We start from the raw sequence: 20,477 nt of genomic DNA, 5'->3' as shown, positions 1-20,477 counted from the left end.
ATCCACCCCCGGCGACGGAAAAGCCGTTGCCTCGACGACCGCCGCAACGGATGCTGACCTCATGTTCGAGCCAGTGATAGCGCCCAGTGCCAGTCTCGTCGGCCTCCTGCAGAGGGGCCGCGGCGACGGGCAACTGCATGCCCTGGCCGCCGACCGCGCCGAGGCGATCGCCGCCCTCGAGTCCTGCGTCACCCACGACCCCCGCGCCGACTGGCAGGTCGAGAACCGCTCTCTCTACTACGCGCGCCTCTACATGGAGTTGGAGGCGCCGCTCACCGGCATCGAGGCCCACCTGCGCGCCCCCGAGGACACCCTCGACCAGGACGAGGCCCGCACCGGCCTGGCCCTGTCCGTGCTCGGCCACCTCGCCGCCTACGGCCGCCGCGACGCGCTCGACCTGCTGCGCGGCTACACCGCCACCGGCTGGAACTGGGCGTGGGCGCTGGACGAACTCGCGCTGCGCGACGACGACCGGTCCCTGCTCTCGCTGGCCCCCGCCGTCCTCGGCCGCTTCCCGGCCGGCCCGGAGGGCGACGCGGAGCTGCGCGCCGCCGTCCGCGGCGCGTACGAGCCGCGGCCCTGGCGGCTGTGGGCCGCCCACCACCCGCGGATCGCCACGGCGAGCGAGCAGTCACCCTTCGACCTGTGGCAGCGCCAGATGAACCGCGGCGGCGTCACCCCGGGCTGGAGCACCGCCGACGTGCTCGCCTGGGCCGACCAGCAGGATCCGGCCGATCCGACCGGAACCGCTGTTCCGGACGCGGCTGCCGCCGCCCGCCGCGCCGCCGCGGCCGCCCGCTGCCTCGCCGCCGTCGTCCGCCCCGAGGACCGCCCCGCCGTGCTGGACGCCGCCCGGAACGGCGCGCCCGGCGCACGCAGCGCCGCCCTGCGCCACCTCGTCGACCGGAACGATCCGGCCGCGGCCGGCCTGATCGAGGCCGCCGCCGCCGACGTCGACGAGCGGATCGTCACGGCCGCCCTGGAGGTGCTCGGCCGGATGCGCGGGCCGGAGGCCCTGGCGCACGCCCGGCGGTGGGCCGACCCGGCGACCGGCGGCGCCGACAGCGCGCTCGGCGAGGCCGCCGTGCAGCTCCTCGCCGACGCCGGCGAAGCCGCCGACGGCCCGCTGGTGGTCGAGGCGCTGCGCCGCTGGATCTCGGTGCGGGGCACCGACGGCGCGGGCCTGGCGACCCTGGTCGACGGTGCGGGGCGGCTGGCCGCCGCCGCTGCCGTCCCCGCCCTGCGCCACGTCTACGGCGAGGCCGTCTCCTCCGAACTCCGCGGCCGGGCCGCCCGCGCGCTCGCCGCGACCGATCCGCACTTCGCCGAGGGCCCCGCGGTCGAGTGCCTCTGGGACTGCGAGGAGTCGACCCGTGAACTCGCCGCCCGACACGTCACCACAACGGGTGATGTGCGGGTGCTGGAGCGCCTGCGCCGGCTCGCCGCCGACCCGGCGGAAGAGGCCGAGGTGCACGCCGCGGTGAGGGTACGGCTCACTTCCCGCGAGCGCCACTAGATCATCGGAATCGGCGATCGGGGCCGGGCGGCCCGCCCCGGTGCGGCATCATGGGGAGGACGCCGAACCGGCCGCAGGCCGGCCGTCCACCCCGGGGAGCAGCGCCGCCATGAACCGATCCCGCCTCCTTGCCCGCGCCGCCGTGCCGCTGGCCGCCGCGGCAGGTGTGCTGGCCCTGGCCGCCCCGGCGCTCGCGCACGTCGAGGTCGAGTCCGAGACGGCACAGGCGCTGGCGACCGACGCGGTGGTCGCCTTCGACGCCGAGGGCGAGTCGTCCAGCGCGGGCATCAAGCAGGTCAAGGTGGTGCTGCCGGCCGGGATCGCCCCGTCCGACGTGACGCTGGTCGAGGCGCCCAAGGGCTGGACCTTCACCCCGTCCGAGGACGGCTACCAGGTGGCCGGCGCGGCGCTCGCCCCCGGCAAGAGCGCCGCCTACAAGATCAAGGTGCGCCAGCTGCCGAACGAGAAGTCGGTCGCCTTCAAGAGCCTGGTCACCTACTCCGACGGCCACGTCGACCGCTGGATCGAGCTGCCGCAGGGCGGCGCCGAGCCGGCCGAGCCGGCGCCCGTGCTGAAGCTCGCCGCCGCCTCGCCCGGGGCCAAGCCGCTGCCCGCCTCGCCGTCCGCGACCGCCTCGGCGGCACCGACCACGGCCTCCGCCGCGCCCTCGGACACGCCGAGCGCCGCACCGTCCTCGGCGAGCCCCGGGGCCACCGCCCCCGCCGCCTCCGACGGCGGCTCCGGCAGCGGCACGGCCACCGTGGTGGTCGTCGCCGTCCTGGCCGCGGCCATCGTCGGCGTGGTGGTCTGGCGCCGCCGGGCCGCCCCGCGCGACTGACGCGAACGACACGGGGCCCGGTCCGCCCGTCGGACCGGGCCCCTGCGCCTGCCGGGCGGGACTACCCGCCGACGCCGGCGTCCGGCGCCAGCACGCCGGCGGTGACCAGACCGACGATCACCACGCCGAGCGCCACCCGGTACACCACGAACGGCATGAAGCTGTTGTGCGAGATGTACTTCAGGAACCACGCGATGGCGGCGTAGCCCACCGCGAAGGCGATCGCGGTGGCCAGCAGGGTCGGTCCCCAGGCCGGCGCCGGGCCCTCACCGATCTTGAACAGCTCCAGCGTGCCCGAGGCCAGCACCGCCGGGATCGCCAGCAGGAACGAGTACCGGGCCGCGGCCTCCCGGCTGTACCCCATCAGCAGACCCGCACTGATCGTGCCGCCCGAGCGGGACACCCCCGGGATCAGGGCCAGCGACTGCGCGAGGCCGTACGCCGCCGCGTGGGGGAGCGTCAGATCGCTGATCGGGCGGGCGTTGCGGACCGCCCGCGAGCGGTCCGCGACCGCGAGGACCAGGCCGAAGACGATCAGCGTGGTGCCGATGACCCGCAGGTCGCGCAGCGAGGTCTCGATGGTGTCCTGGAACGCCGCGCCGAAGAGGCCGATCGGCAGGGTGCCGACGATGACGAACCAGCCCAGCCGGGCGTTCGGGTCGCCGCGCCGCGCGGGGCTGAACAGCGAGGCCGCCCAGGCGCCGACGATCGCGGCGATGTCCTTGCGGAAGTAGATCAGCACGGCCGACTCGGTGCCCAGCTGGGTGACCGCCGTGAACGCCGCCCCCGGGTCGTCCCAGCCCGCCAGCGCCGAGAAGACGCGCAGGTGCGCGCTGGAGGAGACGGGCAGGAACTCGGTGAGCCCCTGGACGAGGCCGAGCACGGCGGCGTGGAACCAGTCGATCACCGGGCACCCGCCAGGGGCGTCCGTCGGTGGGTGTGCATGGGGGCTGTCCTGTTCGTTCGTGGTGGTGCGCGGTCCGCCGACGGCACGACGCGGTCGGGGAGGCTGCCGGGGTCCTGCCGTTCCGCGGCGCCGCCTGCTGCGGCGCCCGGCCCCCTCCGGCGCAGCTGGAGGATAGGCATTCAAGATGACCGGCAGCTTTCCGCAGGGTCAAGATCCGGTGCCGCCCCGGCCCCGGCCGTGCCCGGGGGCCTGCCGGGCCTGCCGTGCCTGGCGGGCCGACGGGATGACGGCATGTCAGGCACGCCGCGGTCGCACGGCTGCGGCATGCTGGCCCCGGGCCACCACACGGACGGGAGCGGACGGCATGAGCGGACGGCTGGCGGGCAGGGCGGCGGTGGTCACGGGTGCGGCCCGCGGGATCGGACGCGCCACCGCGGAACTCTTCGCCGACGAGGGCGCACGGCTCGTGCTGACCGACATCGACGGTCCCGCGGTCGAGGCGCTGTGCACCGAACTCTCCGCCGACGGCGCCGAAGCGGTGCCGGTCGCCGGCGACGTCTCGGTGCCCGCGGACGCCCGGACGATGATCGAGACCGCGGTGGGCTCCTACGGCCGGATCGACGTGCTCGTCGCCAACGCCGGGGTGATCCCGCTGCACACCGTCGCCGAGGCCACCCCCGAGGACTGGGACGCCGTCATGGCCGTGGACGGCCGCGGCATGTTCCTCACCTGCAAGTACGCGATCGAGCGGATGTCCGCCGCCGGCGGCGGCTCGATCGTCTGCCTCTCCTCGATCTCCGGCCTCGCCGGCCAGGCGGGCCAAGCCGTGTACGGCCCGGCGAAGTTCGTCGCCACCGGGCTGACCAAGCACCTCGCGGTGGAGTGCGCCCCGCAGGGCATCCGGGTCAACGCCGTGGCGCCGGGCACCATCCGCACCGACCGGGTCCGGCAGCTCCCGGACGAGCCCGGCGGGCCGGAGTACCTGGAGGCGATCGTCCAGCAGCACCCGATGGGCCGCCTCGGCGAACCCGAGGAGGTCGCCCGGGCGATCCTCTTCCTCGCCTCCGACGAGGCCTCCTTCGTCACCGGCGCGGTGCTGCCCGTGGACGGCGGCTACCTCGCCCGCTGACCCGCCCGGCCCCGGCCGGGTCACCGGGACCCGCCGCGAGGATCGGTCGCAGGACCGGCCGTCGGTTCAGCGGCGGCGCGGGACGAAGCGCAGCGGCGTACCCGGCCGGGCCTGCGCCGCCGCGGCGAGGTCGGCCCGCGGGACGACGCCGATCACCGGATAGCCGCCGGTGGTGGGGTGGTCCGCGAGGAAGACCACCGGCAGGCCGTCCGGCGGCACCTGCACCGCGCCCAGCAGCATGCCCTCGCTGGGCAGTTCGCCGCCGTGCCGCCGGGCCACCGGCGGCCCCTCGGTGCGCAGCCCGATCCGGTTGGACGCCGCGGCCACCCGGTACCCGGCGCCCGGCGGCGGCCCGGCGAACCAGTCGGCGTGCGGACCGGGCAGCAGACCGAGCACCAGCTCCCGCGGTGGGCCGGGCAGCGGCACCAGCTCCGCCGCCGGCCCGGGGCGGACGGTGCCGACCGGCAGCCGGTCGCCCTCCGCCAGCGGCGCCGGGCCGAGGCCGGAGAGCAGGTCGGCCGAGCGGCTGCCCAGCACCGGCGGCACCGCGATGCCGCCGGCCACCGCGAGGTAGCTGCGCACCCCCGAGGTCGCGGCACCCACCTCCAGCAGTGCGCCGGCCGGCACCCGGACCGCCGCCCCCCACGCGGCCGGCCGTCCGTCCACCCGGACGGGCGCGGGCGCGCCGGTCACCGCGACCAGCAGCGGCGCCGAGGCCCGCAGCGCCGTCCCGCCGAGGGTGGTCTCCAGCCCGGCCGCCTCCGGCGGGTTGCCGAGCAGCCGGTTCGCGGCCCGCAGGGCCGGCTCGTCCAGGGCGCCCGCGCGGGGTACGCCCAGGTGGGCGACGCCGCGCCGCCCGAGGTCCTGCACGGTCGTCAGCGGGCCCGGCCGCACCACCAGCAGCTCAGCCACCGGTCACCGCCTCGAACCGGACCCGGGTGCCCGGCGCCAGCAGCGCGGCCGGCTCGCGCGCGGTGTCCCACAGCCGCAGCGCGGTGCGCCCGATCAACTGCCAGCCCCCGGGCGAGGAGCGCGGGTAGACACCGGTGTACGGGCCGGCGAGGGCCACCGAGCCGGCCGGGACGGTGCTGCGCGGGGTGGTCCGGCGCGGCACGCGGTACCGCTCGGGCAGCCCGGTGAGGTAGCCGAAGCCGGGGGCGAAGCCGCAGAACGCCACCCGGTACTCGGCCGCGGTGTGGATCCGTACCGCGGCCTCCGGGGACACCCCCCAGAGGTCGGCGACCTCGGCCAGGTCCGCGCCGTCGTACGCCGTCGGCACGGTCACCGACGGGCCCTCGGCGGGCGGGTGTTCGGGCAGCTCCCAGCCGGCCAGCGCCCGGGCGAGCGCGGTGCGGTCGGCGACGCCGTCCAGCAGCACGGTGCAGGCGGCCGGCACGATCTCGGCGACCTCGGGCAACTCGTCGCGGCGGGACAGCAGTTCGGCGTAGAGGGCGGCGACCTGCTCGGCGCCGCCCGCGGTGACGAGCAGGGCGTCCTCGCCGACCGGGCGCACCACCGGGCCGCCCGCCGCCCCGGGCTCCTCGGACCGCCCGCCGGCCTCGGACCGCTGACCGGCCATCAGGTGAACGCCTCCACCCGGACTCCGGCCGAGGCGAGCGCCCCGCGCACCCGCCAGGCCAGCTGGGCGGCGCCGGGGGTGTCCCCGTGGACGCAGAGCGAGCGGGCGCTGACGGCCACCGCCTCGCCGCCGGCGGCCGCGACCGTGCCGTCCCGGGCCAGCCGCACGGCGCGGGTGATCACCGTCTCCGGGTCGTGCACCACGGCGCCGGGCTCCCGCCGGGGCACCAGCGTCCCCGCCCGGGTGTAGGCCCGGTCGGCGAAGGCCTCGGCGACGACCGGCAGACCCACCCCCTCGGCGACGGCGAGCAGCTTGGATCCCGGCAGGCCCAGGACCGGCAGCGGGCCGTCGCAGACCGCACCCGCCCGCAGCACTCCGGAGACCACGGCCTCGGCCTGCTCGTCGTCGGCCACCACCCGGTTGTAGAGCGCGCCGTGCGGCTTCACGTACGACACCCGGGAGCCGGCCGCCCGGGCGAAGACCTGCAGGGCGCCGATCTGGTAGGCGATCTCGTCGGCGAGTTCGTCCGGCGGCACGTCCATCGCCCGCCGCCCGAAGCCGGCGAGGTCCCGGTACGAGACCTGGGCGCCGATCCGGACACCTCGTTCCGCGGCCAGTGCGCAGACCCGGCGCATGGTCGACGGGTCACCCGCGTGGAAGCCGCACGCCACGTTGGCGCTGGTCACCACGGACAGCAGGGCCTCGTCGTCGGTCAGTGTCCAGCGTCCGAACCCCTCGCCGAGGTCCGCATTGAGATCGATCACCGGGTCCGTCACGCGTCCGTCCGCCTTCCAGCAGCTCCTGCTGGTGATCGTAGGGCCTGATCGTTTGCCGGGATGCCGGGCCGGTCTCCCGGGTGCGGGGTTTTGCCGAACGTCCGTCACCCGTTCGCCTCCGGCGGCCCGTCGAACGGCCTGACGGGCCCGGCAGGCGGGGGAGTTGGGGAGCTCGGCACGGCCCGTGGCGCAGCGCGGTCAGAGCAGGACGATCGCCAGGACGAACAGGGGAACGACGGAGACGATCCACATGGCGGTGCCCGCGGCACAGGCCCGCACGGTCCACAGTCCCACCCGGACGGGGCCGAGCGGGCCGCCGTCGCGGACCCACCGCCGGGTCAGCACGCCGTTCGCCGCGGGCCCGAGGCAGAGCGACAGCCACCACATCAGGACACCGACCGGCGAGTGCGTGAACGCCCCGACCGTCCCGGGTGCGGCGGACCAGAGCACGTACAGGGCGACCTGGACCACGAGTCCGGCGCCGAGCACCCCGAGCGCCCGCGACGTCGGCGCACCGGTCGCAACCGTGCGTTCCGGGGCCGTCCGGAGGTACGCGGGGAGGACGGGATCAGCGGCTCGGGCGGGGGCGTCACCGGGCCGGCCCCAGTGCCCGGGCGGCCTCGGCCGCCACCGCGGCCGACCGCACGACGAACTGCCGCCGGCGGACGCCCAGCACCCGCAGGGCCGGTCCGTGGTCCAGCGCGACGAACCCGGCAGCGGCGGTCGCGAGCAGCCGCCAGAAGGCGACGGCGGGGGAGTGCAGCGCGGCGGGCAGCAGCCCGATCGACTCCCGCAGCCGCAGGCAGTGGAAGGGGATGTGGCGCAGCTCGTCCGCGGCGATCCGGCCGGCGACCTCGGCGACCAGCCCGTCCGCGGCCCCGTCCCGCACGGACCGGTAGTACGGCACGGCCACCACCTCGGCGACCAGCAGCACCATCAGCTCCAGCCGCAGGCCGAGCAGCCGCCGGAGGCGGACGAAGAGCGCGTCGCTCCAGTGCGAGCCGAGCAGCGGCGTCCCGGCGGCCTCCAGCAGGGCGGCCAGCAGCCGGGCGTGGTTCTGCTCCTCGGCGACGAACAGCCGGACGGCGGCCGCGTAGTCGGCATCGCCCGCGGCGTCGGCCTTGCCGATCAGGTTCGTCCCGTCGCCGTCCTCGCCGACCTGGAACTTCTGCAGGCTGCGCAGCAGGGCGGCGGACGCCCGGGCGCCCCGGGACCAGTCCGGGTCGCCGAGCTCCGCGCGCCGGACCGCCTCGGCGGTGAAGTGCGCCACCCAGCGGGCGTGGTCCAGGCTGTCGGGGCCGGCCGGTGCACCGGTGCCGGGGACGGCGGTGGTGGCGGAGGTGTCGGCGGCGGTCATCGGACGGCCACCGGGGCGGTGAAGCCGTTCGGCACGGTGACGGCCCGGGACCACTCCAGCCGGCGGATCGCCCGCAGCACGATCAGCAGCGGGACGGCGCCCACCACGCCGAACGACATGTCGACGAATCGCCAGTACAGCGGGATGCCGCGGAGCGGGCCGCAGATCAGCGCCAGCGGCAGGACCCCGGCGCACGCCAGCAGCGCCCAGCGGATCACCCAGACGTTGCGCACCGGGTCGCGCAGCGGACCCCAGAACGCGGTGGCGATCACCAGGTGCGCGAAGGCCAGCCAGTCGGTGCCGTAGGCGAGGAAGGGGTGGCGGGCGTTGGTGTCGGCGATGCCGTCGCGGACCCGGGCCACCCGCTCGGCGAGGGCCGGCCAGTGCCCGCCGAGGCCGCTGCCGTCGACCGCGGAGGCCAGCCAGCGGGTCTCGGACTCCAGCGGGAAGGCGGTCAGGCCGCTCAGGACGAGGCAGACGATGAAGATCCACAGCCAGGTGCGGATGCGCCGCAGTGCGGCGTCCCGGTCCACCGCCGGGTCGGTGTCCTTGGTCATGGCCCGACTCTAGACCCAGGAATTGAACACGTTCAAGTAGGAAACTGAACATGTTCAACAGGTGGGCGGGCGGCGCCCGGGGCCGCCGGAACCGGGGCAAGCAGACTCGTTTCGGATGTTGTCGGTGCGAACCTCTAACCTTGTCCACCGTGACCGCCATCGCAGACCAGTCCGCCGAGTACGAGCTCCGGCCGCCCGCCGCAGCCGCCCGGCCCGCACCCGGCCCGGCCGCCGACGAGGGCCTGGCCCGCCGGCTCAAGGCGCTGGCCTGCACCGCACCGCTGCACGACCTCGACGCACGCAAGGTCAACCTGGCCGGCGAGTACAGCTCGTACACGATGGCCGAGGTCGGCCTCGCGGTGATCGACCTCGTCACGCTCAACATGGACTTCGACACCGGTGCCGACCGCGACATAGTGCTCGGCCGCCTGCAGCCCCGGATCGCCGCGCAGAACCCGACCCGCAGCACCGCCGAGCACGAGCGGGTCGGCCGCTGGGTGCTGGAGTCGCTGATCAACGTCGGCAGCGTCGACCGCGGCTTCCGCGCCGTCTACGGCACCTTCGGCCCGGACGGCGCCTACGTCCGCCGCGACTACGACTTCAAGCTCCTCGAGGAGGTGCCGGGGCCCGACGGCGGCGTCTACCTGCGCACCACCGACGAGGCCGTCAACGTCCTCGTCGGCGCCCTCGACACCGACGTGACCTCCGCCCAGATCGCCGCCGAGGTCAAGCTGGAGGTGCTGATCCGCCGCGGCCGCCTCGCCGACGCCCAGCTCGCCGCCGAACAGGCCCGCTACCGCACCGTCCAGTACGCCGAGACGCTGCGCCGCGCCCTGGAGGCCACCCGCCGCAACGTCCGCGCCGTCGACTGGATGGAGACCGTCCCCGACCTCATCGACGAGGCCCTGGACCACATCGCCGACCGGTACCGGCACGAGAACGCGATCCTCACCAACATCCGCAAGGCCCGCGACGAGAGCATCGACCCCGAGCACAAGCGGCGCGCCGCCGAACTCGTCGACATCGTCAAGGACTGCATCCGCCGCCACACCCAGCTGCAGACCCGCCTGCTGGAGGCCGGGCCGCTCTTCCGCGCCGAACAGGACCGCCAGGCCTTCGCCGCCCCCGGCGCCCGCAGCGGCATCGACCTGTACGGGCACCTGCTCGCCCCGCTGCTGGAGCTGCCCGTCGAACAGGCCGTCCGGCCCACCGACGCCTTCTTCGCCCGCGGCACCGGCCTGCGGACGCCCGTCTCCGTCCGGGTCGCCGACCTCGTCGACCTGCTGCTCACCCCGCCCGTCGAACGCGAGCACCTCGGCGCGGAGCTCCCGGAGCCGGACCTCGTCGCCACCCCCGACGACAGCCGCTTCAGCGAGGCCCAGCTCGAAGCCGCACTCGACCTCCTCGACCTGCCCGCGGACGCGCCCCGACGGCTCTCCGGCCTGCTCGCCGACGCCCGCCGCCAGGACCCGGACCTGCCCTACCTGGTCGCCCTGCTCGCCGTCCACGCCGCCAGCCCGCCGGTCGGCACCGCCTACCGCCAGGGCGAGGAGCGCCTGCTCTTCGCCGTCGACGACGGCACCCACCTCGACGACCCGGAATTCGGCGGCGCCGACCTCATCGTCGGCAGCGCCCTCCTCGACGCCGCCGGCATGGCCGCCGACCGCAAGGAGGCCGGCTGATGCCGCGGCCGACACGAGCGGCACACCCCCAGGAGCGCGTGGGGGCACCTCCCGGCCGCCAGGCCGGGGGAGAACCGCGCAATCCGGGCGTCGGCCACCGTCGGACGACGCAGTTCCCCGCGCCCCCGGCGCTCGCCCCTCGACAGCCCGTATCCCGTTCCCGCAAGGAGTCCCGTCCGTGACGATCAACCACGATGCGGCGTGGGCCCCCGAGGCGGAGCCGGCGGCGGCGCCCCTCACCCCCGCCGACGTCGCCGACGCCGCCCGGCTGGTCTCGTTCGGGCTGCAGGCCAAGCTGCTCCCGGCGCGGGACGCCGAGTACGCCGAGCTGGTCCGCCGCTACCGCGAGGACCCTCCGTTCGCGCGGCTCGCCGACGCCGTCGCCACCGGCATGGGCCTGGTGGTGCTGGAGGTGTCGCCGCGGGCCGGCATGGCCGTCGCCGCCGACGAGGACTCGGTCTTCGCGGTGCGGATGGGCGACTACTCCCGGCGCGCGGCGTCCGAGTCGACCGACCGCTTCCTGCACGGCCTCGCGCACCTCGCGGTGGCGGCGCTGGCCTTCCCCCGTCCCGAGGACCTCGCCGACGACGGCTACCTGGGCCGGGTGACGGTCAACGGCGTGGACGCCTTCGTCCGGCAGGCGTGCCGCCGGCTGGAGGAGCGGGCCGAGGCGCAGGGCGCGGTCACCGACCCGGCCAGCGACGCCCCGGGCCTGGAGGCGGCCTGGCGGGTGTGGGCCCGCCGTTCGTCCACCGGCGCGACGAAGGACGCCCGCCGCCTGGCGGGTTCCACCACCGGCATCGTTTCGAAGGCGGTGCTGTTCCTGGTCGACTCCGGCTTCCTGCAGAAGACCTCGGACGACGCGGGCGGCACCTTCCGCACCACGGCCCGTTACCAGTTGCAGGTCCGCGACCTGGCAGGTTCGGCCGCGATGGCGGAGCTCACCGACCTCGGCGTCGTGCCGGTGACGGACGGTACGGCGACGCTGATGCCCGCCGACGACTCCGACGAACTCGTCGCCGACGCCGGCCTGCCGTTCCACTCCCTCTGAACCCGCCTCCGACCTGCACCCGCCCCTCCACCCGTCACCCTGGAGAACCGCAGCACCATGTACGAGCTCAACCGGGTCCGCCTGTACTCGATCGGACCGGCCGGCGCCCGGTACGCCGACACGGTCCTCGACCTGCGCGGTGTCGGCGAGCCGGTGGCGGAGCCCGCCCCGCAGCAGATCGGCCTGTTCGGCGGCGAGGCGGAGGGCCCGCGGCGCCGCCCGGCCCCGGCCGGCGTGCTGTTCCTGGAGAACGGCGGCGGCAAGTCCGTCCTGCTGAAGCTGATCTTCTCGGTGATGCTGCCCGGCCACCGCAACACCCTGGGCGGCGCCAGCTCCGGCGTGCTGCGCAAGTTCCTGCTCGCGGACGACTGCGGCCACGTCGCCCTGGAGTGGCAGCACACGGTGACCGGCGAGCTGATCGTCGTCGGCAAGGTCAGCGAGTGGCGCGGCCGCCAGGTCTCCTCCGACCCGCGGAAGTTCGCCGAGCTCTGGTACTCCTTCCGGCCCGGCCCCGGGCTGACCCTGGACTCCCTGCCGGTCGCCGAGCGGGTCAGCCTGGCCGGCGACCAGAAGGCCCGCGGCCGCCGCCGCACCATGAAGGGCTTCCGGGACGCCATGACCGAGGCCGGCAAGGCCTACCCGTACCTCGACCTCACCTTCGAGGAGATCCACGACCGCTGGAACGAGCACCTCGGCGACCTCGGCCTCGACCCCGAACTCTTCCGCTACCAGCGGGAGATGAACGCAGACGAGGGCGAGGCGGCCGGCCTGTTCGCGGTGAAGCACGACGCCGACTTCACCGACCTGCTGCTGCGCGCCGTCACCGACACCCGGGACACCGACGGCCTCGCCGACCTCGTCCACGGCTTCGCCGCCAAGCTCGGCCGCCGCGCCGAGCTCACCGCCGAACGCGACTTCACCGCCGGCTCGCTGGACCTGCTGCAGCGGATCGTCGACGCCACCGCCGCCCGGGAGGGCGTCCGCGAGACGCACCGCTCCGCCGAGCGCCGCACCCGCCGCCTCGCCCACGCCCTCGGGTCCCGGGCCACCGCCGAGCGGGACCGCGCCCAGGACCTCGCGGTGGAGGTCGCCGCCGCCGCGAGCGCCGTCACCGCCGCGGAGTCCGACCGCACCCGGCACTCCCTGATCACCGCCGAACTCACCTACCGGCACGCCACCCTGGCACTGGCCGCGGCCACCGGCGAAGCGGCCGCGCTGCGCCGCGAACTGACCGAGGCCCGCACCCTGCACTCCGCCTGGCAGGCCGCCGAGGCGGTGCTGCGGCACCGCGCCGCCGCCGACCGGGCGGCCCGGGTGTCCGCGGCGATCCGCGAGGCCGAGCTGGACGCCGCCCCGGCGCTCGCCGCCCGCGCCCAGGCCGCCGGTGCCCTCGCCCGCGCCCTGGAGACGGCGGCGCTCGCCGCCGAGGCCCGCGCCGACCAGGAGGAACTGCGCGCCGGTGAGCTCCAGGAGGACGGTTCCACCGCGCACTCCGAGGCGACCGCCGCGGCCACTGCCGCGCAGAAGGCCCGCAGCGAGGCCGAGCACCTGCGCCAGCGCCTCGCCGAGGTCGAGCAGGAGACCGCCGCCGCCGTGGAGGCAGGTTGGATCGACGCCGCCGAATCCGCGTCCGACCCGCTGGGCGACCCGGCCCGCGCGGCCCTGCACGCCTCCGACGCCGAGAAGGCCGCGACGGCCGCACTGGAGCAGGCCCGGGGCGCCGCCGAGCAGGCCGCCGCCCGGCTCCGCGAGTCCTCCTCCGCCGAGGCCCGGGCCGAACTCGCCGCCGCCCGCGCCACCGACGCCCGGGCCGCCGCCGAACGCGCCCTGGCCGCCGAGCGGCGCACCGCCGCGCTGCTCGCCGCCGAGCCCCGGCTCGCCGAACTGCTCTCCCTGACGCCGTACCAGGAGGGCGCCGCGGAGGACGAGGGATTCCTCACCCCCGCCGTGCTGGACCGCAACGCGGAGGACCTGCGCGAGCAGCTCGACCGGGCCGTCGCCACCGCCGAGCGCACCCTGTTCGACCTGCGCACCGCCGCCGCCGACGACTCCCGGATCCTCGCCGCGCTCGGCGACGGCGGCCTGCTGCCGCCCGGCCCCGACGTGCTCGCCACCGTCGAGTACCTCGGCGAGCACGGCATCCCCGCCCTGCCGGGCTGGCGCTACCTCGCCCAGTCCGTCGACCCGGCCGACCACGAGGCCATCCTCGCCGCCCGCCCCGAGCTGGTCGACGGCGTCGTCGTCACCGACCCCTCCTCGCTCGAACGCGCCCGCGCGGCCCTGCACGCCGCCGCCCTGCTGCCGCGCTCCACCGTCGCCGTCGGCACCGCCGCCGCCCTGATCGCGCCGATCGAGGACGAGCCGCCGTTCTTCCTGGTGCCGCCGAACCCGGCCATGCACGACGAGCACGCCGCCGACGACGAGCGCCGCGAGCTGCGCGCCCGCGCCACCGCCCGCGAGGAGCACATCCGCGAACTCGCCGCCCGGCTCGGCCACGACCGGGCGCTGGCCGCCCGGCTCGCCTCCTGGCACGCCCAGTGCCCGCCCGGCACCCTCGGCGAGCTCGCCGACGCCGTCCGCGCGGCCGGCGAGCAGGCCGAGACCGCCGCCGCCGTGCTCGCCGCCGCCCGCACCGAGCACGCCGAGGCAGAGGCCGACCACGCCGCCGCGGCCGGCGCGCACGAGGAGCGCCGCGAGGCCGCCCAGCGGGCCCGCCGCCGCGCCGACGCGCTGGCCGGCCTCGCCTTCCGGCTCCGTGAGCGCGCCAACTGGACGCGCCGGCAGCGCGAACTCGCCGAGGACGCCGCCGAGTGCGACCGCCGCCAGACCGCCTGCGCCGAACGCGCCCGCACCTGCGACGAGGACCGCCGCGCCGCCCAGCGTGCCGCCGACGACGCCCGCCGCACCGCCCGCACCCTGCGCGCCGAACGCGCCGAACTCTCCACCGTCGCCGAGGACACCCCCGGGCCCACCGGCACCCCCGCCTCGCTGCCCGCCCTCCGCGAGGCCTACCGGGCGGCCTCCCAGGTCTACGAGAAGGTCGGCGTCGGCGCCGACCTGCGTGCCGAGCAGGCCCGTGCCGAGGGCGACGAGGCCGCCGCCGCGGCCGAACTCGACCGGCTCACCAACAAGGTCCGCACCCGCGCCGAGGAGCTCCTCGCCAGCCCGGACGGCGCCGACGGCCCCGCCCGGCAGGCCGCCGCCGCCCGCGCGGAGGAGCTGGTCGCCACCATCGAGGCCCGCTCCGCCACCGCCAGCGAGCAGCTCGGCCGGCTCCGCGGCGACGCCGAGCGCTCCGCCCCCGCCGACGGCGAGGCCCACACCGAGCTCCCCGAGGACCTCGTCCCCGCCGACCCGGAGCACGCCCAGACGCTGCTGCGCACCGCCACCACCCGGCTCGCCGAGCGCCGCGAGCGGCTGGAGACGGCCCGCACCGAACACGCCGACCTGCTGCGCACCTTCGAGGCGGCGCAGGCCGCCGCGGCGAACTTCGACGAGACCGCGGTGCAGCTCCGCGACGGCCTGCGCGACAACCCGGACGAGGCCGAGCCGCACGCCGAGCCGTACCTCGGCGGCCTCGCCGAGGCCCGCACCGCCGCCACCGAGAGCCGCCGCACCCTGCGGACGGCGGCCGCCGAGCTGAGCGGCGCCGAACTCGCCGTCCGCGACGCCGCCGACGCCCTCATCCGGCACGCCAACGCGGCCCGCTACGAGGCCGTCCGCACCCCGGCCCGCCAGCAGATCCGCGAACTGCCCACCGCCGCCCTGCCCGAGCACGCCGCCGCCTGGGCCGCCGCCTTCGCACCCCGGCTGCGCGTCCTCACCGACGAACTCGCCCAGCTGGAGCGCAACCGCGGCTCGATCGTCGACCGGCTGCGCGGCCTGGTGGAGTCCTCGCTCGCCACGCTGCGCGCCGCCCAGCGGCTCTCCCGCCTGCCCGAGGGCCTGGGGGAGTGGTCCGGCCAGGAGTTCCTGCGGATCCGCTTCGAGGACCCGGACCACGCCGTCCTGGTCGAGCGCCTCGGCGAGGTCATCGACGAGGCCACCCGCGCCGCCGTGAAGAAGAACTCCGACCTGCGCCGCGACGGCATGTCACTGCTGCTGCGCGGTGTCGCCGCGGCGATCGGCCCGAAGGGCGTCAGCGTCGAGATCCTCAAGCCCGACGCGGTGCTGCGCGCCGAACGCGTCGGCGTCGGCCAGATGTCGGACGTCTTCTCCGGCGGCCAGCTGCTCACCGCCGCCATCGCGCTGTACTGCACGATGGCCGCGCTGCGCGCCAACGACCGCGGTCAGTCCCAGCTGCGGCACGCGGGCACGCTCTTCCTCGACAACCCGATCGGCCGGGCCAACGCCACCTACCTGCTGGAGCTGCAGCGGGCCGTCGCCGACGCGCTGGGCGTCCAGCTGATCTACACCACCGGCCTGTTCGACACCACCGCGCTCGCCGAGTTCCCGCTGGTGATCCGGCTGCGCAACGACGCCGACCTGCGGGCCGGCCTGAAGTACATCTCGGTCGAGGAGCACCTGCGCCCCGGCCTGCCCGCCCCGCAGGACCCGGACGGTCCGACCGTCCACGGCGAGATCACCGCCACCCGGATGTTCAAGCGCCCCACCGAGGCCCCGGTCGACTGATCCCGCTCGGCCGATCCCGACCCGCCGGCCGCCGACCCGACACCCGTCCGGCCGGCGGTGCCACCGCCCGTCCCCGCACGGGGCGGGCCCGGGTTTCCGTCCGGCGTGATCAGGGGAGGTCCGTCAGGTGGAACCGCACCAGCCGGCGCAGTCGGACGGCCGCACGGCCCTGCCCACCGCCACGGTCCCGGTCCCGATCCCGGTCCGCCGTGCGCGCTGCCCCGGCTGCGGCGCGGCCTCCCGCCACCCGGTCGCGGTCCGTCCGTCCCGGCGCCGCCGGGCACCGATCGGGCCTCCGGAGTGCGTCGGCGCCGTGCCCGCGGACGGTCCTCCTGGCGAGCGGCGCGTCCCCCCGATCGGCCCGACCGCGAGCAGACTCCCGTTCCGCCGACTCCTGGAGGCCCCTGCATGCCGGTGATCGCCCACCTCAGCGACATCCACCTCGGCCAGGTCCGCACCGGCCCCGACGGGCCGGACGGCGGTGCCCGCGCCGAGGCCAGGGCCGCGCGGGTGATGGCCCATCTGGAGGCGCTGCCCGGCCCGATCGACGCCGTCCTGGTCACCGGCGACCTCGCCGACCACGGCCTCGCCGAGGAGTACGCCACGGTCGCCCGGGTGCTCGCCTCCGACCGCTGGCCGGTGCTGACCTGCCCCGGCAACCACGACGTCCGCGCGGCGTACCGGGCGGTGCTGCTCGGCGAGGAGCCGTCCGCGGCACCGGTGAACCGGCTGCACGAACTCCCGGGCCTCACCGTGCTGATGTGCGACTCCAGCGTCCCCGGCCGCGACGAGGGCCGGTTCGACGAGGAGACCCTGGGCTGGCTGGACACCACCCTCAGCCGGGCCCGCCGGGACGTCCCCGCCGTGGTCGCCTTCCACCACCCGCCGGTGGAGCTCCACCTGCCGGTCGTCGACCCGATCCGGCTGCTCGACGAGGAGCGCCTCGCGGCGGTGCTGCGCTGCCACCCACAGGTCGCCGCCGTGCTCTGCGGCCACGCGCACACCCCGGCGGCCACCCGCTTCGCCGGTCTGCCGCTGGCGGTCGCGCCCGGCGTGGTCTCGACCGCCCTGCTGCCCTTCGAGGGCGGCGAGGAGCTGGAATTCGACCACCCGCCGATGGTTTCCTTCCACATTCTGGACGCGCAGCGCAGGCTGACCACGCATCACCGCATCGTTCTCTCCTGAGACCGGGCCGCCCCCACCGGCCGTCCCCCATCCGCCCGACCAGGAGCCCCCATGCCCCGCACCCTGCACGCCGAACCGGTCGTCCGCGACCGCGCCCACCTCAACGAGAGCCCGCTCTGGGACGACCGCCACCGGATGCTCCGCTGGGTCGACATCCTGGCCGGCCGGGTGCACGGCTGGGACCCGGCGACCGGGGAGCGCACCCTGTTCGAGGCCGGCCTGCCGGTCGGCGCGGTGGCCCTGCGCGAGGCCGGCGGGCTCGTCCTGGCCGTCGCGGACGGCTTCGAGCTGTTCGACGGCGAGCGGACGACCCGCATCGCCGACCTCGACTCCGAGGGCGGCGAGCTGCGGATGAACGACGCCGTCTGCGACCCGGAGGGCCGCCTGCTCGCCGGCACCATGGCCTACTCGCACGAGCCGGGCCGCGGCACCCTGCACCGCCTGGACGCCGACCACACCGTGCACACCGCGCTGGCCCCGGTCACCATCTCCAACGGCCTCGACTGGTCGGCGGACGGCGGGACCGCCTACTACGCGGACAGCCCGACCCGCGAGGTGCGTGCCTACCGCTACCGCGAGGGCCGGCTGCTCGACCCGCGTCCGTTCGTCACCACCGAGGGCGGCGTGCCGGACGGTCTCGCGGTCGACGCCGAGGGCGGGGTGTGGGTCGCGGTGGCCTTCGCCGGCACGGTCTGCCGCTACCTGCCGGACGGCACCCTCGACACGGTCGTCCGCGTACCGGCCACCGTGACCACCAGCTGCGCCTTCGGCGGCCCCGACCTGGACACCCTCTACATCACCACCGCCACCGAGAACCTCACCCCGGCCCAGCTCGCCGAGCAGCCGCTGGCCGGCGGGATCTTCGCCTGCGAGCCGGGCGTCCGCGGCCGGGCCGCGAACCGCTACCGCGGCTGACGGGGCACTCGCCGCACCGACCGCCGCACGGGCCCCGCACCGGCCGTTGCACCGAGCGCCGCACCGGTCGCGGGGGCCGGTGCGGCCGGGCCGATACACCCTCCGATGGGCGAGGCGCCGTACTCGGTCGGAAACTTGAAGAAGTCTTCCCAGTCTTGGATGCTGGACCCCCCGGGTCTGACCCGGGCGGTGGGCCGGCGCCGCTGCCGGCATCGGAGGTCAGCCGTGACGGACCTGTTCCGCGAGGAGCTCGGGGCGCAGCTGACGCAGGCCCGCGACGACCTCGCCGCCGCAAGGGAGGCGGGCGACGACGACGGCGTGCAGGCCTACCGGGGGCGGATCGCGAGTCTGCTGCGGATCGCCGCGCGACACGGCGTCGAGCTGCCCCACTCGCCGGACGAAGAGGAAGACGAGGACGACTGAGCATGCCGGTCCCGCTCTACCAGGCCAAGGCGGAGTTCTTCCGGACCCTCGGTCACCCGGCGCGCATCCGTGTCCTCGAACTCCTCCAGGACGGTCCGCGTCCGGTCCACGGACTGCTCGCCGAGATGGACATCGAACCGTCGAACCTCTCCCGGCAGCTCGCCGTGCTGCGCCGCACCAACCTCGTCACGGCGACCCGCGAGGGCAACACCGTGGTCTACGAGCTGAGCACCCCGGACGTCGCCGACCTGCTGCGCGCGGCGCGGAGGATCCTCACCGAGATGATCGCCGACCAGGGCGTGCTGCTGGCCGAACTCCGCGGCGGCGGCCGCGTCCCGACCGCCTGAGGCCCGGTCCGCGCGGGCGGAACGTCAGAGCGGGTACCGGGAGGACGCCCGGTGCCCGGCCACCACGCTGTCGAGCAGTCCGGGGAAGCGCGCGGCCAGGTCCTCGCTGCGCAGCGAGTTCATCTTCGACGTGCCGCGCCGCACCTGCCGGATCACTCCGGCCTCCCGCAGCACCCGGAAGTGGTGGGTGAGCGTGGACTTGGCCACCGGCACGTCGAAGGCCAGGCAGTTGACCTGGTCGGTGCAGCCCGCCAGCGAGGAGACGATCCGCAGGCGGACGGGGTCGGCGAGCGCGTGCAGCACGGCCTCCAGGCGGATCTCGCCGACGGCGGGCTCCGGGAAGGGCGCACAGGCCTCGTGGGTCTCGGTCACCCCCTCATGGTACGAGGATCGTCGTAGTTTGACGGATGTCGTAGTACGAGAGTTATCGTACTGAGCAGCCCCAGCCTCCCGGCCCGCCCGGGCCACCGCCGAAGGAGCTTCCGTGAGCGTCCTGTTCGAGCCGATCACCCTCCGCTCGCTGACCGTGCCCAACCGGGTGTGGCTCGCCCCGATGTGCATGTACTCCGCGGCACCGGACGGCCCCGAGCAGGGCGTCGCCACCGACTTCCACCTCGCCCACCTGGGCGCCCGCGCCGCGGGCGGCGCCGGCCTGGTGATGACCGAGGCCACCGCCGTCCGCCCCGACGGCCGGATCTCGCCCTACGACCTCGGCCTGTGGAACGACCGGCAGCAGGAGGCGCTGGCCCGGATCGCCGCGCTGATCACCGCTCACGGCGCGGTGCCCGCGATCCAGCTCGCCCACGCCGGCCGCAAGGCCGCCACCGGCCGCCCGAACGACGGCTCCAAGCCGCTGGCCGCCGCGGACGGCGGCTGGCAGCCGGTCGGCGCCTCGCCGATCGCCTTCGGCGAGGCCTACCCGGTGCCGGACGAGCTGACCACCGGGCAGATCGCCGAGCTGGTGCGGGACTTCGCCGCCGCCGCGGTCCGCGCCCGGGAGGCCGGCTTCCGGGTCGCCGAGGTGCACGGCGCCCACGGCTACCTGATCCACTCGTTCCTCTCGCCGCACTCCAACCACCGCACCGACGGCTACGGCGGCTCCTTCGCCGGCCGCGCCCGGTTCGCCCTGGAGGTCGCCGCCGCCGTCCGCGCGGTCTGGCCGGAGGACCTGCCGGTGTTCTTCCGGGTCTCCGCCACCGACTGGCTGGACGGCGAGCCGGGCTGGACGCCCGAGGAGACGGTGCTGCTCGCCAAGGAACTGCAGGCCGTCGGCATCGACCTGGTCGACGTCTCCAGCGGTGGCAACGTCCAGAACGCCGCCATCGCGCTGGGCCCCGGCTATCAGGTGCCGTTCGCCGAGCAGGTCCGCACCGAGGCCGGCGTCCCGGTCAGCGCGGTCGGTCTGATCGTCGAGCCCGCCCAGGCCGAGGAGGTCGTCACCGCCGGCCGCGCCGACGCCGTGATGCTCGGCCGCGAACTGCTGCGCAACCCGTACTGGCCGCTGCACGCCGCCCGCGAGCTCGGCGCCGAGCGCACCTGGCCCCGCCAGTACGGCTACGCGGTCGGCCCGCGCGGCTGACCGG

The 20,477-nt window shown here is 76.2% G+C and carries 19 protein-coding genes; 11 read left to right on the top strand and 8 right to left on the bottom strand.

Going from position 1 to position 20,477, the window contains the following annotated elements; all coding sequences use genetic code 11:
* Nucleotides 1-61 precede the first annotated feature (61 nt).
* Complete coding sequence (locus tag AB0442_RS17595; RefSeq protein ID WP_363542898.1) at nt 62-1,516, top strand: HEAT repeat domain-containing protein; 1,455 nt, start codon at nt 62-64, stop codon at nt 1,514-1,516.
* Nucleotides 1,517-1,625: 109 nt separating this feature from the next.
* Nucleotides 1,626-2,354 (top strand): DUF1775 domain-containing protein, encoded by a 729-nt coding sequence (locus AB0442_RS17590; protein ID WP_366163770.1) that lies wholly within the window; start codon nt 1,626-1,628, stop codon nt 2,352-2,354.
* Between the two features lie 61 nt (nt 2,355-2,415).
* On the opposite strand, the gene AB0442_RS17585 is transcribed toward AB0442_RS17590, so the two are convergent.
* Complete coding sequence (locus AB0442_RS17585) at nt 2,416-3,258, bottom strand: undecaprenyl-diphosphate phosphatase (protein WP_366163840.1); 843 nt, start codon at nt 3,256-3,258, stop codon at nt 2,416-2,418.
* Between the two features lie 367 nt (nt 3,259-3,625).
* Here AB0442_RS17585 and AB0442_RS17580 point away from each other — a divergent pair, with 367 nt between their 5' ends.
* Complete coding sequence (locus tag AB0442_RS17580; RefSeq protein WP_366163768.1) at nt 3,626-4,390, top strand: SDR family NAD(P)-dependent oxidoreductase; 765 nt, start codon at nt 3,626-3,628, stop codon at nt 4,388-4,390.
* A gap of 66 nt (nt 4,391-4,456) precedes the next feature.
* On the opposite strand, the gene AB0442_RS17575 is transcribed toward AB0442_RS17580, so the two are convergent.
* The 6 genes from AB0442_RS17575 to AB0442_RS17550 form a co-directional block, all read right to left on the bottom strand.
* The gene (locus tag AB0442_RS17575; protein WP_366163766.1) at nt 4,457-5,302 is read right to left on the bottom strand and encodes a biotin-dependent carboxyltransferase family protein; all 846 of its coding nucleotides are present in this window, start codon (nt 5,300-5,302) and stop codon (nt 4,457-4,459) included.
* Nucleotides 5,295-5,969 (bottom strand): 5-oxoprolinase subunit PxpB, encoded by a 675-nt coding sequence (gene pxpB, locus AB0442_RS17570; RefSeq protein ID WP_366163765.1) that lies wholly within the window; start codon nt 5,967-5,969, stop codon nt 5,295-5,297. Before pxpB ends, AB0442_RS17575 begins: the two co-directional genes overlap by 8 nt.
* Nucleotides 5,969-6,745, bottom strand: coding sequence for a 5-oxoprolinase subunit PxpA (locus AB0442_RS17565; protein ID WP_344628470.1), 777 nt, complete (start codon nt 6,743-6,745; stop codon nt 5,969-5,971). The genes pxpB and AB0442_RS17565 overlap by 1 nt, the downstream gene beginning before the upstream one ends.
* Nucleotides 6,746-6,943: 198 nt before the next feature.
* Nucleotides 6,944-7,234, bottom strand: a complete 291-nt coding sequence (locus AB0442_RS17560; RefSeq protein ID WP_366163763.1) for a hypothetical protein — start codon at nt 7,232-7,234, stop codon at nt 6,944-6,946.
* 100 nt (nt 7,235-7,334) lie between these two features.
* A complete protein-coding gene (locus tag AB0442_RS17555) occupies nt 7,335-8,102 on the bottom strand; it encodes a ferritin-like domain-containing protein (protein ID WP_366163761.1) in 768 nt (255 codons plus the stop codon).
* The gene (locus AB0442_RS17550) at nt 8,099-8,659 is read right to left on the bottom strand and encodes a hypothetical protein (protein WP_366163759.1); all 561 of its coding nucleotides are present in this window, start codon (nt 8,657-8,659) and stop codon (nt 8,099-8,101) included. Before AB0442_RS17550 ends, AB0442_RS17555 begins: the two co-directional genes overlap by 4 nt.
* A gap of 149 nt (nt 8,660-8,808) precedes the next feature.
* On the opposite strand from AB0442_RS17550, the gene AB0442_RS17545 reads away from it, so the two are divergent.
* The 7 genes from AB0442_RS17545 to AB0442_RS17515 all read left to right on the top strand — a co-directional run bounded on the left by AB0442_RS17545 (nt 8,809) and on the right by AB0442_RS17515 (nt 18,894).
* Complete coding sequence (locus tag AB0442_RS17545) at nt 8,809-10,341, top strand: hypothetical protein (RefSeq protein WP_363542890.1); 1,533 nt, start codon at nt 8,809-8,811, stop codon at nt 10,339-10,341.
* Between the two features lie 184 nt (nt 10,342-10,525).
* A complete protein-coding gene (locus tag AB0442_RS17540) occupies nt 10,526-11,392 on the top strand; it encodes a hypothetical protein (protein WP_366163838.1) in 867 nt (288 codons plus the stop codon).
* Nucleotides 11,393-11,449: 57 nt separating this feature from the next.
* Nucleotides 11,450-16,024: a hypothetical protein gene (locus AB0442_RS17535; protein WP_366163757.1), complete on the top strand. Its 4,575-nt coding sequence runs from the start codon at nt 11,450-11,452 to the stop codon at nt 16,022-16,024.
* Between the two features lie 408 nt (nt 16,025-16,432).
* Complete coding sequence (locus AB0442_RS17530; RefSeq protein WP_366163755.1) at nt 16,433-17,209, top strand: metallophosphoesterase; 777 nt, start codon at nt 16,433-16,435, stop codon at nt 17,207-17,209.
* 51 nt (nt 17,210-17,260) lie between these two features.
* Nucleotides 17,261-18,124 carry an SMP-30/gluconolactonase/LRE family protein gene (locus tag AB0442_RS17525; protein WP_366163753.1) on the top strand — a complete coding sequence of 288 codons (864 nt, stop codon included), beginning with the start codon at nt 17,261-17,263 and terminating at the stop codon, nt 18,122-18,124.
* 225 nt (nt 18,125-18,349) lie between these two features.
* Nucleotides 18,350-18,547, top strand: coding sequence for a hypothetical protein (locus AB0442_RS17520; RefSeq protein WP_366163751.1), 198 nt, complete (start codon nt 18,350-18,352; stop codon nt 18,545-18,547).
* A 2-nt stretch (nt 18,548-18,549) separates the two neighbouring features.
* Entirely contained in the window at nt 18,550-18,894 is a 345-nt protein-coding gene (locus AB0442_RS17515) for a metalloregulator ArsR/SmtB family transcription factor (RefSeq protein WP_366163749.1), read from the top strand.
* Nucleotides 18,895-18,918: 24 nt separating this feature from the next.
* Here the strand turns inward: AB0442_RS17515 and AB0442_RS17510 are convergent, their stop codons facing one another.
* A complete protein-coding gene (locus AB0442_RS17510; RefSeq protein WP_363542883.1) occupies nt 18,919-19,266 on the bottom strand; it encodes an ArsR family transcriptional regulator in 348 nt (115 codons plus the stop codon).
* Between the two features lie 112 nt (nt 19,267-19,378).
* Here AB0442_RS17510 and AB0442_RS17505 point away from each other — a divergent pair, with 112 nt between their 5' ends.
* Entirely contained in the window at nt 19,379-20,473 is a 1,095-nt protein-coding gene (locus AB0442_RS17505; RefSeq protein WP_366163747.1) for an NADH:flavin oxidoreductase/NADH oxidase, read from the top strand.
* Nucleotides 20,474-20,477 lie beyond the last annotated feature (4 nt).

Origin of the sequence: Kitasatospora sp. NPDC085895 (assembly GCF_040702125.1) — a bacterium.
Taxonomy (GTDB): domain Bacteria; phylum Actinomycetota; class Actinomycetes; order Streptomycetales; family Streptomycetaceae; genus Kitasatospora; species Kitasatospora arboriphila.
Note: the sequence above shows the minus strand (reverse complement) of the source record. Positions and strands in the feature narration are given on the sequence as shown.

Coding starts and splice junctions, on each gene's coding strand:
- AB0442_RS17530 (WP_366163755.1), top strand. CDS start 16,433: ATGCCGGTGATCGCCCACCTCAGCGACATCCACCTCGGCCAGGTCCGC.
- AB0442_RS17525 (WP_366163753.1), top strand. CDS start 17,261: ATGCCCCGCACCCTGCACGCCGAACCGGTCGTCCGCGACCGCGCCCAC.
- AB0442_RS17580 (WP_366163768.1), top strand. CDS start 3,626: ATGAGCGGACGGCTGGCGGGCAGGGCGGCGGTGGTCACGGGTGCGGCC.
- AB0442_RS17515 (WP_366163749.1), top strand. CDS start 18,550: ATGCCGGTCCCGCTCTACCAGGCCAAGGCGGAGTTCTTCCGGACCCTC.
- AB0442_RS17595 (WP_363542898.1), top strand. CDS start 62: ATGTTCGAGCCAGTGATAGCGCCCAGTGCCAGTCTCGTCGGCCTCCTG.
- AB0442_RS17550 (WP_366163759.1), bottom strand. CDS start 8,659: ATGACCAAGGACACCGACCCGGCGGTGGACCGGGACGCCGCACTGCGG.
- AB0442_RS17555 (WP_366163761.1), bottom strand. CDS start 8,102: ATGACCGCCGCCGACACCTCCGCCACCACCGCCGTCCCCGGCACCGGT.
- pxpB (WP_366163765.1), bottom strand. CDS start 5,969: ATGGCCGGTCAGCGGTCCGAGGCCGGCGGGCGGTCCGAGGAGCCCGGG.
- AB0442_RS17590 (WP_366163770.1), top strand. CDS start 1,626: ATGAACCGATCCCGCCTCCTTGCCCGCGCCGCCGTGCCGCTGGCCGCC.
- AB0442_RS17535 (WP_366163757.1), top strand. CDS start 11,450: ATGTACGAGCTCAACCGGGTCCGCCTGTACTCGATCGGACCGGCCGGC.